This is a genomic window from Pararhizobium sp. LjRoot238 (assembly GCF_964252955.1).
GTDB lineage: Bacteria > Pseudomonadota > Alphaproteobacteria > Rhizobiales > Rhizobiaceae > Pararhizobium.
In genome coordinates this window covers 1,803,017-1,816,450 of record NZ_CAXUPP020000001.1, presented here as the reverse complement: position 1 = coordinate 1,816,450, position 13,434 = coordinate 1,803,017, and the positions used below count along the sequence as shown (strand labels likewise).

Annotated in this window: 15 protein-coding genes; 6 read left to right on the top strand and 9 right to left on the bottom strand. The window is 62.5% G+C overall.

Annotation, left to right across the window (positions count from 1 at the left end):
• Positions 1 to 47: 47 nt before the first annotated feature.
• Genes hutH through hutU form a run of 3 tightly spaced genes read left to right on the top strand, consistent with a single transcriptional unit; the run spans position 48 to position 4,072 of the window.
• Positions 48 to 1,583: a histidine ammonia-lyase gene (gene hutH / locus ACSQ3F_RS08890; protein ID WP_436099879.1), complete on the top strand. Its 1,536-nt coding sequence runs from the start codon at positions 48 to 50 to the stop codon at positions 1,581 to 1,583.
• A complete protein-coding gene (hutG, locus tag ACSQ3F_RS08885) occupies positions 1,584 to 2,402 on the top strand; it encodes an N-formylglutamate deformylase (protein ID WP_436099878.1) in 819 nt (272 codons plus the stop codon).
• Positions 2,399 to 4,072, top strand: a complete 1,674-nt coding sequence (hutU, locus tag ACSQ3F_RS08880; RefSeq protein WP_436099877.1) for a urocanate hydratase — start codon at positions 2,399 to 2,401, stop codon at positions 4,070 to 4,072. The genes hutG and hutU overlap by 4 nt, the downstream gene beginning before the upstream one ends.
• Positions 4,073 to 4,075: 3 nt before the next feature.
• Here hutU and ACSQ3F_RS08875 read toward each other — a convergent pair whose 3' ends face one another.
• Positions 4,076 to 4,468, bottom strand: coding sequence for a type II toxin-antitoxin system VapC family toxin (locus tag ACSQ3F_RS08875; protein ID WP_436099876.1), 393 nt, complete (start codon positions 4,466 to 4,468; stop codon positions 4,076 to 4,078).
• Positions 4,465 to 4,722: a type II toxin-antitoxin system Phd/YefM family antitoxin gene (locus tag ACSQ3F_RS08870; RefSeq protein ID WP_436099875.1), complete on the bottom strand. Its 258-nt coding sequence runs from the start codon at positions 4,720 to 4,722 to the stop codon at positions 4,465 to 4,467. The genes ACSQ3F_RS08875 and ACSQ3F_RS08870 overlap by 4 nt, the downstream gene beginning before the upstream one ends.
• 57 nt (positions 4,723 to 4,779) lie before the next feature.
• Between ACSQ3F_RS08870 and ACSQ3F_RS08865 the strand changes: the two genes are divergently transcribed.
• On the top strand, positions 4,780 to 5,379 hold the full coding sequence (locus ACSQ3F_RS08865; protein WP_436099874.1) for a HutD/Ves family protein: 600 nt from the start codon (positions 4,780 to 4,782) through the stop codon (positions 5,377 to 5,379).
• 109 nt (positions 5,380 to 5,488) lie between these two features.
• Here the strand turns inward: ACSQ3F_RS08865 and ACSQ3F_RS08860 are convergent, their stop codons facing one another.
• From ACSQ3F_RS08860 to ACSQ3F_RS08835, 6 genes are all read right to left on the bottom strand, one after another.
• Positions 5,489 to 5,623, bottom strand: coding sequence for a hypothetical protein (locus ACSQ3F_RS08860; RefSeq protein WP_436099873.1), 135 nt, complete (start codon positions 5,621 to 5,623; stop codon positions 5,489 to 5,491).
• Positions 5,624 to 5,648: 25 nt separating this feature from the next.
• Complete coding sequence (locus tag ACSQ3F_RS08855) at positions 5,649 to 7,145, bottom strand: HAL/PAL/TAL family ammonia-lyase (protein WP_436099872.1); 1,497 nt, start codon at positions 7,143 to 7,145, stop codon at positions 5,649 to 5,651.
• Positions 7,146 to 7,147: 2 nt separating this feature from the next.
• Positions 7,148 to 7,918: an ABC transporter ATP-binding protein gene (locus tag ACSQ3F_RS08850; protein ID WP_436102086.1), complete on the bottom strand. Its 771-nt coding sequence runs from the start codon at positions 7,916 to 7,918 to the stop codon at positions 7,148 to 7,150.
• A 32-nt stretch (positions 7,919 to 7,950) separates the two neighbouring features.
• The gene (locus tag ACSQ3F_RS08845; RefSeq protein WP_436099871.1) at positions 7,951 to 8,661 is read right to left on the bottom strand and encodes an ABC transporter permease; all 711 of its coding nucleotides are present in this window, start codon (positions 8,659 to 8,661) and stop codon (positions 7,951 to 7,953) included.
• A gap of 15 nt (positions 8,662 to 8,676) precedes the next feature.
• The gene (locus ACSQ3F_RS08840; RefSeq protein ID WP_436099870.1) at positions 8,677 to 9,399 is read right to left on the bottom strand and encodes an ABC transporter permease; all 723 of its coding nucleotides are present in this window, start codon (positions 9,397 to 9,399) and stop codon (positions 8,677 to 8,679) included.
• Positions 9,400 to 9,540: 141 nt separating this feature from the next.
• Positions 9,541 to 10,380, bottom strand: a complete 840-nt coding sequence (locus ACSQ3F_RS08835) for a transporter substrate-binding domain-containing protein (RefSeq protein WP_436099869.1) — start codon at positions 10,378 to 10,380, stop codon at positions 9,541 to 9,543.
• A gap of 198 nt (positions 10,381 to 10,578) precedes the next feature.
• Between ACSQ3F_RS08835 and hutC the strand changes: the two genes are divergently transcribed.
• Positions 10,579 to 11,346 (top strand): histidine utilization repressor, encoded by a 768-nt coding sequence (gene hutC / locus ACSQ3F_RS08830; RefSeq protein ID WP_436099868.1) that lies wholly within the window; start codon positions 10,579 to 10,581, stop codon positions 11,344 to 11,346.
• Between the two features lie 54 nt (positions 11,347 to 11,400).
• On the opposite strand, the gene ACSQ3F_RS08825 is transcribed toward hutC, so the two are convergent.
• On the bottom strand, positions 11,401 to 12,000 hold the full coding sequence (locus ACSQ3F_RS08825; protein WP_436099867.1) for a TetR/AcrR family transcriptional regulator: 600 nt from the start codon (positions 11,998 to 12,000) through the stop codon (positions 11,401 to 11,403).
• 183 nt (positions 12,001 to 12,183) lie between these two features.
• Here ACSQ3F_RS08825 and ACSQ3F_RS08820 point away from each other — a divergent pair, with 183 nt between their 5' ends.
• Entirely contained in the window at positions 12,184 to 13,404 is a 1,221-nt protein-coding gene (locus tag ACSQ3F_RS08820; RefSeq protein ID WP_436099866.1) for an efflux RND transporter periplasmic adaptor subunit, read from the top strand.
• The last annotated feature ends 30 nt before the right edge of the window (positions 13,405 to 13,434 follow it).

The window sequence follows — 13,434 nt, the reverse complement described above, 5'->3', positions numbered from 1 at the left end:
TAGGAGACACGTGAGCCTGGCTCCGTGCATTGGTGAGGACTTCATATATGACCCTTATTCTTCAGCCGGGCTCCGTCCCGCTTTCGACACTCGAAATCATCTACTGGACCGGCGAGGCTGCCCGGCTTGATCCCACCTTCGACAAGGGCATCGAGAAGGCCGCTGCCCGCATCGCCGAGATCGCAGCAGGCAATGCGCCGGTTTACGGCATCAACACCGGCTTCGGCAAACTGGCGAGCATCAAAATCGATGCCGCCGACGTCGCCACGCTGCAGCGCAACCTGATCCTCTCGCACTGCTGCGGCGTCGGCCAGCCGCTTGCCGAAAACATCGTGCGCCTGATCATGGCGCTGAAACTCGTCTCTCTCGGACGCGGCGCATCGGGCGTTCGGCTCGAACTCGTCCGCCTGATCGAGGCGATGATGGAAAAGGGCGTCATCCCGGTCATCCCGGAAAAGGGCTCCGTCGGCGCGTCCGGCGACCTCGCACCGCTCGCGCATCTGGCCGCAGTCATGATGGGCCATGGCGAAGCCTTCTTCGACGGCGAGCAACTGGACGGCCGCGCCGCGCTCGAGCGCGCCGGCCTGACGCCGGTCGTGCTGGCTGCCAAGGAAGGCCTGGCGCTGATCAACGGCACGCAGGTTTCGACTGCGCTCGCGCTCGCCGGCCTGTTCCGCGCCCACCGTGCTGCCCAGTCCGCTCTGATCACCGGCGCACTTTCGACCGACGCAGCGATGGGCTCCTCGGCACCGTTCCATCCCGACATCCACACGCTGCGCGGCCACAAGGGCCAGATCGACGCGGCCGCCGCGCTGCGCAGCCTCCTCAAGGGCTCGGTAATTCGCGAAAGCCATATCGAGGGTGACGAGCGCGTCCAGGATCCCTACTGCATCCGCTGCCAGCCACAGGTCGACGGCGCCTGCCTCGATCTCATGCGCTCCGTTGCCCGCACGCTCGAAATCGAAGCCAACGCCGTCACCGACAATCCGCTGGTGCTGTCCGACAATTCCGTCGTCTCCGGCGGCAATTTTCACGCCGAGCCGGTCGCCTTCGCCGCCGACCAGATTGCGCTCGCCATCTGCGAGATCGGCGCAATCGCGCAGCGCCGTATCGCGCTTCTCGTCGATCCGGCACTCTCCTACGGCCTGCCGGCATTTCTCGCCAAGAAGCCGGGCCTCAACTCCGGCCTGATGATCGCCGAGGTCACTTCCGCGGCGCTCATGTCGGAAAACAAGCAGATGTCGCATCCGGCCTCGGTCGACTCCACCCCGACCTCGGCCAACCAGGAAGACCATGTCTCCATGGCCTGCCATGGCGCCCGCCGGCTCTTGCAGATGACCGACAACCTCTTCGCGATCGTCGGCATCGAGGCGTTGACGGCGGCGCAGGGCATCGATTTCCGTGCACCGCTCGTCACCAGCCCGGAACTGACCAAGGCCATCGCCGCCATCCGCGCCGTCGTCCCGACACTGGAAGTCGACCGCTACATGGCGACCGACCTCAAGGCGGCGAGCGACCTGATCGGCTCCGGCGCCCTGAACGCGTCGATCTCGGGCGGTATTCTTCCGGTACTGGAGGCTTGAATGAGCGTCTTTGAAGTCAAACAGGGTACCTCTCCCGTCATCCTCGGCTTTCCGCACACCGGGACCGACGTTCCGCCCGCGATCTGGGAGCGGCTGAACGACAATGGCCGGATCCTGGCCGACACCGACTGGCACATCCATCGTCTCTACGATGGCCTGTTGCCGGAGGTGACGACGGTCCGCGCCACGTTCCATCGCTATGTCATCGACGCCAATCGCGATCCGGAGGGTGCCAGCCTCTATCCCGGCCAGAACACGACCGGCCTCGTGCCCAACACCGATTTTGACGGGGTGGCGATCTGGAAGGACGGCGAGGAGCCGACCGAGGCGGACATCACCGCCCGTCTCACCGATTTCCATGCGCCCTATCATGCGGCGCTTGCCGCCGAGATCGAGCGTGTGAAAGCGATCCACGGAATTGCCATCCTCTATGATTGCCATTCGATCCGCTCGGATATTCCGTTCCTGTTCGCTGGCAAGCTGCCGGATTTCAACATCGGCACCGACAGCGGCAGGACATGCAATCCGGCCATCGAAGCGGCAACGTTCGATGTGGCATCGAAGGCCGAGGACTACACCAGCATTCTCAACGGCCGCTTCAAGGGCGGCTGGACGACGCGTCACTACGGCCAGCCGGAAACCGGCGTGCACGCAATCCAGATGGAACTGGCGCAGTCCACGCACCTGGCCACCGAAACTTCGCCCTTCACCTATGACCAGACCAAGGCCGATAAACTCCGCATCCACCTCAAAGACATTCTCATGCGCATCGAAACGACAGCGCTGACACTGGCACAGAAAACAAGGGGAACCAAATGACCAATCCTCGTCACAACATCCGCGATATCCGCGCCGCCCGCGGCACCGAACTCACCGCAAAATCCTGGATGACCGAAGCGCCGCTTCGCATGCTGATGAACAATCTCGATCCGGACGTGGCCGAGAACCCGCACGAACTGGTCGTCTACGGCGGCATCGGCCGCGCCGCCCGGACCTGGGCGGACTTCGACAAGATCGTTGCCTCGCTACGCGACCTCAACGAAGACGAGACGCTGATGGTGCAGTCCGGCAAGCCGGTTGGCATCTTCCGCACCCACAAGGATGCGCCGCGCGTGCTGATCGCCAATTCCAACCTCGTGCCGCACTGGGCAACCTGGGATCATTTCAACGAGCTGGATAAGAAGGGTCTCGCCATGTACGGCCAGATGACCGCCGGTTCGTGGATCTATATCGGCAGCCAGGGCATCGTGCAGGGCACCTACGAAACCTTCGTCGAAGCCGGCCGCCAGCATTATAACGGCGACCTCAAGGGCAAGTGGGTCCTGACCGGCGGCCTCGGCGGCATGGGCGGCGCCCAGCCGCTGGCAGCGGTCATGGCCGGCGCCTGCTGCCTTGCCGTCGAATGCAATCCCGACTCGATCGATTTCCGCCTGCGCACCCGCTACGTCGACGCCCGCGCCGAAACCCTTGATGAAGCGATGGAGATGATCGAGCGCTGGACCGCAGCCGGCGAAGCGAAATCCGTCGGCCTGCTCGGCAATACCGCCGAAATCCTGCCGGAAATGGTCCGTCGCGGCATCCGCCCGGACATGGTCACCGACCAGACCTCCGCCCACGACCCGATCAACGGTTACCTGCCGAAGGGCTGGACGATGGCTGAGTGGAAGGCAAAGCGCGAAAGCGATCCGAAGGCCGTCGAAAAGGCAGCCCGTGCCTCGATGCGCGAGCATGTCGAAGCGATGATCGCCTTCCAGGACATGGGCATCCCGACCTTCGACTACGGCAACAACATCCGCCAGGTCGCCAAGGAAGAAGGCCTCGAAAACGCCTTCGCCTTCCCGGGCTTCGTGCCGGCCTATATCCGCCCGCTGTTCTGCCGCGGCATCGGTCCGTTCCGCTGGGCTGCCCTGTCGGGCGATCCGGAAGATATCCGCAAGACAGACGCCAAGGTCAAGGAACTGCTTCCCGACAACAAGCACCTGCACAACTGGCTGGACATGGCCGCCGAGCGCATCGCCTTCCAGGGCCTGCCGGCGCGCATCTGCTGGGTCGGCCTCGGCGACCGCCACCGCCTCGGCCTCGCCTTCAACGAGATGGTCAAGAACGGCGAGCTGAGCGCCCCTGTGGTCATCGGCCGTGACCATCTGGATAGCGGCTCCGTCGCCTCGCCGAACCGCGAGACCGAAGCGATGAAGGACGGCTCTGACGCCGTGTCCGACTGGCCGCTGCTCAATGCCCTCCTCAACACCGCATCGGGCGCGACCTGGGTGTCTCTGCATCACGGTGGCGGCGTCGGCATGGGCTTCTCGCAGCACTCGGGCGTCGTCATCTGCTGCGATGGCTCGGAAGATGCGGCCCGCCGCATCGAGCGCGTTCTCTGGAACGACCCGGCGACCGGCGTCATGCGCCATGCCGATGCCGGCTACGAGATCGCCCTCGATTGCGCCAGGGAAAAGGGCCTGCGGCTACCCGGTATTTTGGGGAACTGATCGCTATCCCAATGGGTATTTGGGAAGGCCGGGATACTGAAGGACGGCCTGATCAACAGTGATGAGCGGGACCCCTTCGATGATGGCCTGGGCAATCAGGATCCGGTCGAAGGGGTCTTTGTGAATAAGAGGCAGACCCGCAATCGCGATTGCGTGTTCGCTGTTTATCGGGAGTTCCACATACCCGTTTTCAAGAAGACGATAGCGCAGAACGAAGGGATCAGCCTGAAACGCCCCGCGGCCCGTGCCATGTCTTATCGCCGTTTCCCAAATGCTGGCGGGGCTAAAGAGAAGCTCGTTGTTCACCTCCTCAATCAGAGGTCTGATGTTCTTCGGCAGAAGATCGATATCACCAGCCGCCCAGATCAGAATGTGGGTGTCGAGGAGAAATCTCATTTGGGAAAAAGGCTGCCGCCGTAAAACATTTCCTCGATCTCATCCGCCATCATCGTATCGAAATCATCCGGGACGACAATTTCGCCCTTCATAAACCCGATACGGCGCTTCTTCGGAGCTTCCGTTTCGTCGAGCGGTACAAGCTTTCCGATCGGTTTGCCGGCTTTGGCAATGATGAAGGATTCGCCCTTGGCCACCTTTTCCATCAGGCGCGAGAGATGTGTCTTTGCTTCGTGTATATTGACGGTTTCCATCATCGCCCTCCAGCGGACTTAGTCCACTAAACTTAGTCGACTCCATAGAGGTTTACAATGTCCATCGCGCAACAGCCCAATCACAACCGCCCGCTGGTTTTAAAGGCGGATACCTACCGCCGCATGCCCTGGAAGAACGGTGGCGGCGAAACCGTGGAGATCGCGGTGTTTCCGCCGGAGGCTGATCTCGCTACTTTCGGCTGGCGCGTCAGTATGGCGACGGTGGCGAGTGACGGCCCATTTTCCGTGTTCCCGGGAATAGACCGGACTTTGTCGATCCTTGATGGGCACGGCATGGAGCTTGCCATTGAAGGAAGGGCGCCGGTCGTGCTGACGCAGGCATCCCGCCCGCTCGCCTTTCCCGCCGATACACCGACATCCGCGCGTCTGGTATCGGGTGCCATCGTCGATCTGAACGTCATGACCCGGCGCGGGCAATGGGCGCATCAGGTCGAAAAGCGGATCGTCGAAGGGCAGCATCATCTCGATGCAGAGGGCGGCGTCACCATGCTTCTGTCGCTCGGCAACATGCGGATCGATCAAGGAGATCACGCTGTTGAGCTTGGCAGGCTCGACTGCGCGATGCTTGAAGGTGTTGTGTTGATCACATCCGACATGCCGACGGAGGCCTATCTGATCCGCATTTCGGCGGCTTGATATCGACGCTTTGCGGGTCGATGTCCGGGGATCAGGCAGCGCACGACGCCTCGCCAGCCGCCGGAATGCCGAGGAACGCCTCCGATACGGAACAGCCTGCAGGTTATGATCAGGCCGGCCGCGCAGCCAGAAACCGGTCCATCGCATCGAAGGAAAAAGCACCGATCGGCGCCGCAAGATGCGCAATGGCAGCACTTCCCATGGCGCCGAGGCCGACAACAGCAACGTCGAAATGGGCGGTCATCAACGGTATCCTTTAAGGAAGGTCTTTAAACGCTGGCGGGCGGCGGCGATGCGCGCAGGAGATCGCGTGCCTTTTCCAGATCCCAGCCGAGCGGCCGGTCGTCGGCATAGGTCGGCAGCGCGGCACGGATATGACGATAGAGTGCGTCTGTTCCCTTGGCCCGCGACGCGACCGCAACCTTGAAATCCTGGGCCTGCGCGGCGGCGGCAAATTCGATGCCGAGAATCTGCTCGGCATTGTCGATGATGGCCAGAAGCTTGTTGGCCGCAGCCGTCGGGTGCGCGAGAAAATCCTCCTGCAGCGCCGAGGTGACACCTCCGTCGAGGCTAGCCGGCGCACCGAGCCGCCGGTTTTCTGCGGCAAGGGCGGCTGCCGTATATTGCGTGATCATGAAGCCGGACCCGGCACCCGGATCGACCGCCAGGAAGGCCGGCAGGCCGCTGACGAGCGGATTGACCAGCCGGTCGATGCGCCGCTCGCTCATCGCCGATATCTGGGCGATGGCGACCGCCAGGCTATCGAGCGCCTGCCCCAGGGCGGGTGCGACGGCATGCGCTTCCGACGAAACAAGGGGGGCTTCCGGCGTGCCGGATACGGCGGGATTGTCTGTTACTGACGCAAGTTCCTGATTAACGATCGAACCGGCAAAATCGAACACGTCCCAGCCGGCGCCATGGGCGTGCGGCACCGAGCGAAGGCTCAAGGCATCTTGCGTGCGCGCGCCCTTGGCTGCCGCGATCAGGCCGCTGCCAGCGAGGCGTTGGCGCAGCACCCTGCCGACCTTCTCGATGCCCTTCGACTTGCGAAGCGCCAGCACCGGCGCGTCGAACGCCGCCGCCTGACATCCGAGCGCCTCGATAGTCAGCGCCGCGATGGCATCGGCCCATTCCAGAAAGCGCTCGGCGCGCGCCAGAGCCAACGAGCCGAGGCCCGTCGAACAGGCAGTGCCGTTGACGAGGCTCAGACCTTCCTTGGCCTGCAGCACCAGCGGCGCGATGCCGAGTGTTTTCAGGGCCTCGGCGCCGCTCATCGGTTTCCCCTTCAACCGCGCCCTACCCTCGCCGATCAGTACCAGCGCGATGTGAGCGTTGTGGGTGAGATAACCGGCGGAGCCTTTCGAGGGCACATCGGGAATGCAGTCTTCGCGCAGGAAAGCCTGCAACGTCTCGACGATCGCGGGACGCACCCCTGAATGACCATGCGAGAAATTGCCGATCTGCGCCGCGATGATGGCGCGCACTTCGCGCGGCGCGAGCAGCGGACCGATGCCGCAGGCGTGGCTGAGGATGATGTTGCGCGACAGGCGGCTCTGGGAGGGACTATCGACGACCGTATCGGCCAGCGCTCCGACGCCGGTATTGACTCCATAGGCACGCACGCCACTTTCGACGATTGCCGAAACGATGCGGCTGGCCGTCTCCACCCTCTGCCGGGCATCGTCGGAAAGAGAAAGCGTTGCGCCATCGGCAACCGCCGCCACGGCGCGCCAGTCGAGCGCCGTTTCGAGCACGATATCCTGCACGATCAGCCTCCGAAATTACCGATGAACTGGCGGAAGCTCGGGGAGCCGCCGGAGCCGAACAGTTCGTCCGGCGCGCCGTCGCTGTCGATCTCGCCGGATTTCATGAAGATCACCCGGTTGGAGACATTGCGGGCAAAGCTCATTTCGTGGGTAACCACCAGCATGGTCATGCCCTCTTCGGCAAGCGAGCGCATGACGCGCAGCACCTCGCCGACCAGTTCCGGATCGAGCGCCGAGGTCGGCTCGTCGAACAGCATGACCTTCGGCTTCATTGCCAGCGAGCGGGCGATCGCTGCGCGCTGCTGCTGGCCGCCCGACAGGTGCGCCGGATAGGCATTGCGCTTTTCGACGATGCCGACCTTTTCAAGCAAGGCCTCAGCCTCGGCGATGCATTCGGCGCGCGGTCGCTTCAGCACGTGCACCGGCCCCTCGATGACGTTTTCAAGGATGGTCATATGGGACCAGAGATTGAAGGACTGGAAGACCATGCCGAGTTCCGAGCGGATGCGGTCCACCTGGCGCCGGTCGGCCGGAACGTTCTTGCCGCCGCGCTGCTCCATCTGGATCAGTTCGCCATCGACCGAGATCTCGCCGTGATCGGCGATTTCCAGAAGGTTGATACAGCGCAGGAAAGTCGACTTGCCCGAGCCGCTGGCGCCGAGAAGCGAAATGACGTCGCCATCGCGGGCATCGAGCGAGATGCCGCGCAGCACCTCATGCGTGCCGAAGCTCTTGCGGATGTTGCGGACGGAAAGCCGGGTCGTGCCTGCCATGGTCGTTCCAGTCTGGTTGAGGGGCGTCGGGGTCATCGCTGCGGCACCGGAAACAGGGGGGCCGCGCGGCGGTGCGGGGTCAGCTTGTATTCGAGCAGCGCCATGGCCTGCAGGATCAGGAAGTTCAGGATCAGATAGATGGCGGCGGCGCAGAGGAAAACTTCCATCGTGCGGTAAGTCTGCGAGATCAGCCGCTGGGCAACGCCGGTCACTTCCCAGACCGTCACGAGGCTCGCAAGCGCGGTTGATTTCACCATCATCACCACCTCGGTCGAATAGGCCGGCAGAGCGTGCCGGAAGGCAATCGGCGCCAGGATGCGGCGGGTCAGCAGGAAGCCGGACATGCCGACCGAGCGGGCCGCCTCGATCTCCTTGGCCGGAATGGCGCGCAGGCCGAAGCGGAAGATTTCAGCCGTATAGCCCGCCGTGCAAAGGGCCAGCGACAGCACGGCGCAGACGAAGGGTTCGCGCAGCGCTGGCCAGAGGAAGCTGTAGCGGATGAAGCCGAACTGCCCGAGGCCGTAGAAAATCAGGAACATCTGGATCAACAGCGGCGAACCGCGGAAGATGAAGATATAGCCCTTGGCGAAATTGCGGGCGATGGCATTGCCGCTCACCCGCATCCAGACGATGACGAGGGCCAGCAGACCGCCGGAAAAGACAGAGAGAACAAACAACGCCAGCGTCATCGGCAGCGCGGCCAGCAGCGTTTGCATGGTCTCGAACATGAAGGCGATATCCATCGCGTGTCTCCTTGATCAGGCCTGGCCGAGGCTTGTCGGCATGCTGCGATTGGCGCGCTTTTCGGCGCTGGTGAAAATCCGGTCCGAGAAGCTGGTGAGGATCAGATAGAGGCAGCCCCCGACGATGAAGAACAGGAAATGCTGCCGCGTCGAACCGGCCGCGACCTGGCTGGTCCGCATCAGGTCTGCAAGCCCGGTTACCGAAACCAGCGCCGAGTCCTTGAGGCTGAGCTGCCAGACATTGCCGATGCCGGGAAGGGCAAACCGGAATACCTGCGGCGCGATGATGCGGCGGAAACGCAAGCCCCGATGCATGCCGATCGCCTGCGCGGCTTCAAGCTCGCCCTTCGGGATAGCAAGGAAAGCGCCGCGATAGACCTCGGCCTGATAGGCGCCGGAGATGATGCCGACGGCAAGCGCGCCGGCCGCGAAGGACGGAAGACCAAGAAAGCCCTCAAAGCCCATTGCCGTGCCGATGGCGGTCACTGCGCTCGATCCGCCGAAATAGACCAGATAGATGATCAGCAGCTCGGGAACGCCGCGAAACACGGTGGTATAGGTGCCGCCAAGCGTGCGCATTATCTTGCTGCCCGACAGCTTCGCCCAGGCGACCAGCGAGCCGAGGATAGCGCCGATCAACAGCGCAACGGCGGTGACGCAAAGCGTCATCAGGGCTGCCAGGAGAAGCAGCCCGCCCCAGCCGGTGGGGCCAAATCCGATCAATTGAAATAGTGCCATGCTGCAGGCGTCCCGTCGTTTCCGGCAAGGCCGGCGTCCCGATCGTCAGATGGATGTGGAAGGCCGCGCCGATGACAGGCGGCCTGCCGCAGCAAGTGTGCCCGCCACGTGCGAAATAGCAAGCGGCGGGCAAACTCGGGATCAGGGGGTAACGTCGGTCTTGAACCACTTCATCGACAAGGTCTTGATCGTGCCGTCGTCGAGAGCAGCCTGGATCGCCTTGTTGAACATGTCGCGCAGGTCGGTGTCCGCCTGACGGATGCCGAGACCTTCGCCGCTGCCGAAGATCGTGCCGCCGATTTCCGGACCGGTGAAGGCGAGCGTGCCGTTGGCCTTCTCGAAGGCCGAGATGAGGTAGACGGCGTCGTCGAAGACGAGATCGATACGGCCGGTTTCGAGATCGAGGTCGCGCTCGGCGCCGGTCTTGTACTCGCGCACCGTGGCGACATCACCGAAATTGTCATAGATGAACTTGGAATAGACGGTCGCGGCCTGGATGCCGATCGTCTTGCCGGTAAAGGCTTGCTTCATCGCATCGACGTCCTTGACGCCGGTTGCGCCCGGATCGAGCTTGACGACCGCGCCGGTCCCGGCAGCGTTTGCCAGCGGGCCGTCCTTCAGCGTTGCGAAGGCAGCGTGGGTGTGGGCGTAGGGGATGGTGAAGTCGATGATCTTCTTGCGTTCTTCGGTGATCGACAGCGCGTCCATGATCACGTCGAACTTGCCGGCATTGAGCGCCGGGATCATGCCGTCCCAGTCGGAGGCGACGAGATTGCACTCGACCTTCATATGGTCGCAGAGATATTTGGCAAGCTCCGGCTCGAAGCCGCCGAGCGTGCCGTCGGGGTTGGTCAGGTTCCAGGGCGCATAGGCGCCTTCGAGCGTGATGGTGACAGTCTTCCAGTCCTTGGCCTGAGCCAGTGGAGCGGCAAGGGTTGCGAATGCGACGGCGCCGGCCATCAGAAATTTGGATAGGCTCATGTTCACGTTCCTCTGAGGGTTATCTTCAACAACGTCCGCCGATCTTGCGCCGGCTTTACAAATCCATTGATGGATGGCGAGGTTGAAAAATGCCCCTGAACATCCATGTTGTATATGGTACCATATGCGAATTTTTATGGTATGCAAGAGACTGGCCGCATTTGGATGCAAATTTAGTTTCGCCCAAGGAATGAGCATATGAAACGTAGCAACGACCAGAACGCTCACCTGAAGTGGGACAACAGCGACAATGACGGTGCACCGCTCTATGCCGGCGTCAAGCAGATGATCCTCGACCGGATCCAGAGCGGCGAGTGGCCGCCCAAACATCGCGTTCCCTCGGAGAACGAACTGGTCGCCGAACTGGGCGTCAGCAAGATGACCGCCAACCGGGCGCTGCGCGAACTGGCAAGTGAGGGCGAACTGGTGCGCATCCAGGGCGTCGGCTCCTTCGTTGCCGAGCGCAAGGGCTATTCCGAACTCTTCGAAGTCCGCAACATCGCCGAGGAGATCGACGAGCGGGGCCATGCACATCAGGCTTCCGTGATCGTTTTGTCGCAGGAAACAGCAGCACCCGATGTTGCCGACGCGCTCGGCCTGCCGATCGGCGCACCGGTGTTTCATTCGCTGATCGTGCATAGCGAGAACGGCGTCCCGGTCCAGATCGAGGACCGTTTCGTCAATCCCGAAGCAGCGCCCGGCTACCTTGGACAGGACTTCACGACACTGACGCCGAACGCCTATCTGACTGCCGAGGCACCCTTGAGCGGCTCCGAACACGTCGTCGAAGCGGCCATGCCGCAACCCTGGGAATGCAAGCTCCTGGTGATACTTCGCACCGAGCCCTGCCTGCTCATCCGCCGGCGCACATGGTCGTCCAAGCGCATCGTCTCCTTTGCCCGGCTCGTCTATCCCGGCAACCGGTATCGGCTGGAATCACGCAGCGGAAAAATGGCGGACGACTGATTAATCGCCAAAACACCTATTATGTTGTATATGGAACTTAAAGTGCCGTTTTGATCAACTGTCTTGAGCGGACGGCTCGGGCCAGAATTGCAGCGCCATGTCGATGACACGATAAAGTGCCGCCCGATCTGCACCAGATGCTGCCTGAATGGCCGTCCCTTGCGAGATCGTCATGATATAGCGGGCAAGATCATGGGGCTCGTGACCGGGCGGCAGATCACCTTCCGCTGCAGCGCGCTCGAACCGCTTGGCCAATTCCCGCTCGCCGCGATGACGGTTTTCGATCAGGCACTTCTGGATTTCGGCTGCAGCCTCGCTGCAGGCGAGCGCACCATTGATGCCCATGCAGCCGCTCGGGTCCTTTTCCGCCGTCTGCGCATCAGCGAAGCCCCGAAGGATCTTCTCGGCAACGACGCGGGCCTTCGGCTCTTTGAGAGCTTCATGAAAGAAGTTCATCTTGGTGCGCTCGTAACGCTCTAGCGCCTTGAGAAAGAGGCCTTCCTTGTTGCCGAAAACACCGTAGAGGCTCGGCTTGGTAATGCCCATTCCCTCGGTCAGATCGGTTAGAGACGTGCCTTCGTAGCCCTTTCGCCAAAACAGTTCCATCGCCGTTTCCAAGGCTTCGTCGACATCAAACTCTCTTGGCCGTCCCATAGGCCGGGCCCTCCCGAATTTTTTTATACCGATCGGTATACAATTCGATTGACGCGACCGGCTTAGGAACCTATTTTTATACCGACCGGTATTGAACGTCAATGCAACCCTCGCCCAAATCTCTCGCCTCCCGTGAGGGACGACCGGCAGGCCCGCCCCCGAGGCCAGAATCAGGATAACGCCATGTCTTTCGGACCTTTCAGAAACAAGCTTCTCGCCACCGGGCTCGTTCTTGCCGTGGCAACCATTGCACCGACGATCTTCTTCGAAATCCAGGGCAGCCCCTCCGGCACCGGCAATGCAGCCGATGCCACGGCCGCAGCGCCCGTTGCTGTTCCCGTCTCCGTCGCCGTCGTCGAGGCGAAGCCCGTGACCCAGTGGAGCGAATTCTCCGGCCGGCTGGAGGCGATCGATCACGTCGAGCTGCGCTCCCGCGTGGCCGGAGCGATCCAGTCCGTTCATTTCCAGGAAGGCGCGATCGTCGAGAAAGGCGATCTGCTCGTCACCATCGACCCGGCCCCCTATCAGGCAGAGGTGGCACGCGCCCAGGCGAGCGTGACCGCGGCCGAGGCCCGGGCTTCCTTGGCCCGCACCGAACTGAAGCGAGGCAAGCAGCTGCTTGCCTCCAACGCCGTATCGCAGAGCGACTACGATCAGCGTCTGAACGGCCAGGCAAGTGCTGAGGCCGATCTCGAAGCAGCCCGCGCCGTTCTGCAATCGGCAGCGCTCAATCTGGGCTACACCGAAATCCGTGCGCCGATCACCGGCCGCGTCGGCAAGATCGAGATCACCGCAGGTAATTTGATCGCCGCCGGCCCATCGTCGCCGATCCTCACCCGGCTGGTGTCGCTGAGCCCCATCTATGCGAGCTTCGAGGCTGACGAGCAGATCGTTTCCGGCATTCTGGCCGAACTGCCCGAAGGCGTGAATGCCCGCAACTTCCTCGACCGTGTTCCGGTGCAGATGGATGTCGCCGGCCACCCGGATATCAAGGGCAAGCTCCAGCTCGTCGATAACAGCGTCGATCCCGAGAGCGGAACGATCCGGGTTCGCGCCGTCTTCGACAACGCCAATGGCGCGCTGATGCCGGGGCAGTTCGCCCGGCTGAGCTTGGGCCAGGCGAAGACGGAGGACGCAGTGCTGGTCCACGAACGGGCGATCGGCACCGACCAGAACAAGAAATATGTGATGGTCGTGAAGCCGGACAACACCACCGAATACCGCGAAATCACCGTCGGCATGAAATACGATGGCCTGCGGGTGGTGACGTCAGGTCTGAAGGCTGAGGAACGCATCGTCGTCAACGGCCTGCAGCGCATCCGTCCCGGCACGCTCGTCGCACCCGAAATGGTCTCGATGAGCGCCGGCGCAAACCCGGCTCTGCAAGCCTCCATAGCACAATAAGCCGTCACCGGCACTTAAGAACAAGGGCGA

Coding starts and splice junctions, on each gene's coding strand:
- ACSQ3F_RS08850 (WP_436102086.1), bottom strand. CDS start 7,918: ATGGCAGGCACGACCCGGCTTTCCGTCCGCAACATCCGCAAGAGCTTC.
- ACSQ3F_RS08870 (WP_436099875.1), bottom strand. CDS start 4,722: ATGGAAACCGTCAATATACACGAAGCAAAGACACATCTCTCGCGCCTG.
- hutH (WP_436099879.1), top strand. CDS start 48: ATGACCCTTATTCTTCAGCCGGGCTCCGTCCCGCTTTCGACACTCGAA.
- ACSQ3F_RS08860 (WP_436099873.1), bottom strand. CDS start 5,623: ATGACCGCCCATTTCGACGTTGCTGTTGTCGGCCTCGGCGCCATGGGA.
- ACSQ3F_RS08840 (WP_436099870.1), bottom strand. CDS start 9,399: ATGGCACTATTTCAATTGATCGGATTTGGCCCCACCGGCTGGGGCGGG.
- hutU (WP_436099877.1), top strand. CDS start 2,399: ATGACCAATCCTCGTCACAACATCCGCGATATCCGCGCCGCCCGCGGC.
- ACSQ3F_RS08875 (WP_436099876.1), bottom strand. CDS start 4,468: ATGAGATTTCTCCTCGACACCCACATTCTGATCTGGGCGGCTGGTGAT.
- ACSQ3F_RS08845 (WP_436099871.1), bottom strand. CDS start 8,661: ATGGATATCGCCTTCATGTTCGAGACCATGCAAACGCTGCTGGCCGCG.
- hutG (WP_436099878.1), top strand. CDS start 1,584: ATGAGCGTCTTTGAAGTCAAACAGGGTACCTCTCCCGTCATCCTCGGC.
- hutC (WP_436099868.1), top strand. CDS start 10,579: ATGAAACGTAGCAACGACCAGAACGCTCACCTGAAGTGGGACAACAGC.
- ACSQ3F_RS08835 (WP_436099869.1), bottom strand. CDS start 10,380: ATGAGCCTATCCAAATTTCTGATGGCCGGCGCCGTCGCATTCGCAACC.
- ACSQ3F_RS08820 (WP_436099866.1), top strand. CDS start 12,184: ATGTCTTTCGGACCTTTCAGAAACAAGCTTCTCGCCACCGGGCTCGTT.
- ACSQ3F_RS08865 (WP_436099874.1), top strand. CDS start 4,780: ATGTCCATCGCGCAACAGCCCAATCACAACCGCCCGCTGGTTTTAAAG.
- ACSQ3F_RS08825 (WP_436099867.1), bottom strand. CDS start 12,000: ATGGGACGGCCAAGAGAGTTTGATGTCGACGAAGCCTTGGAAACGGCG.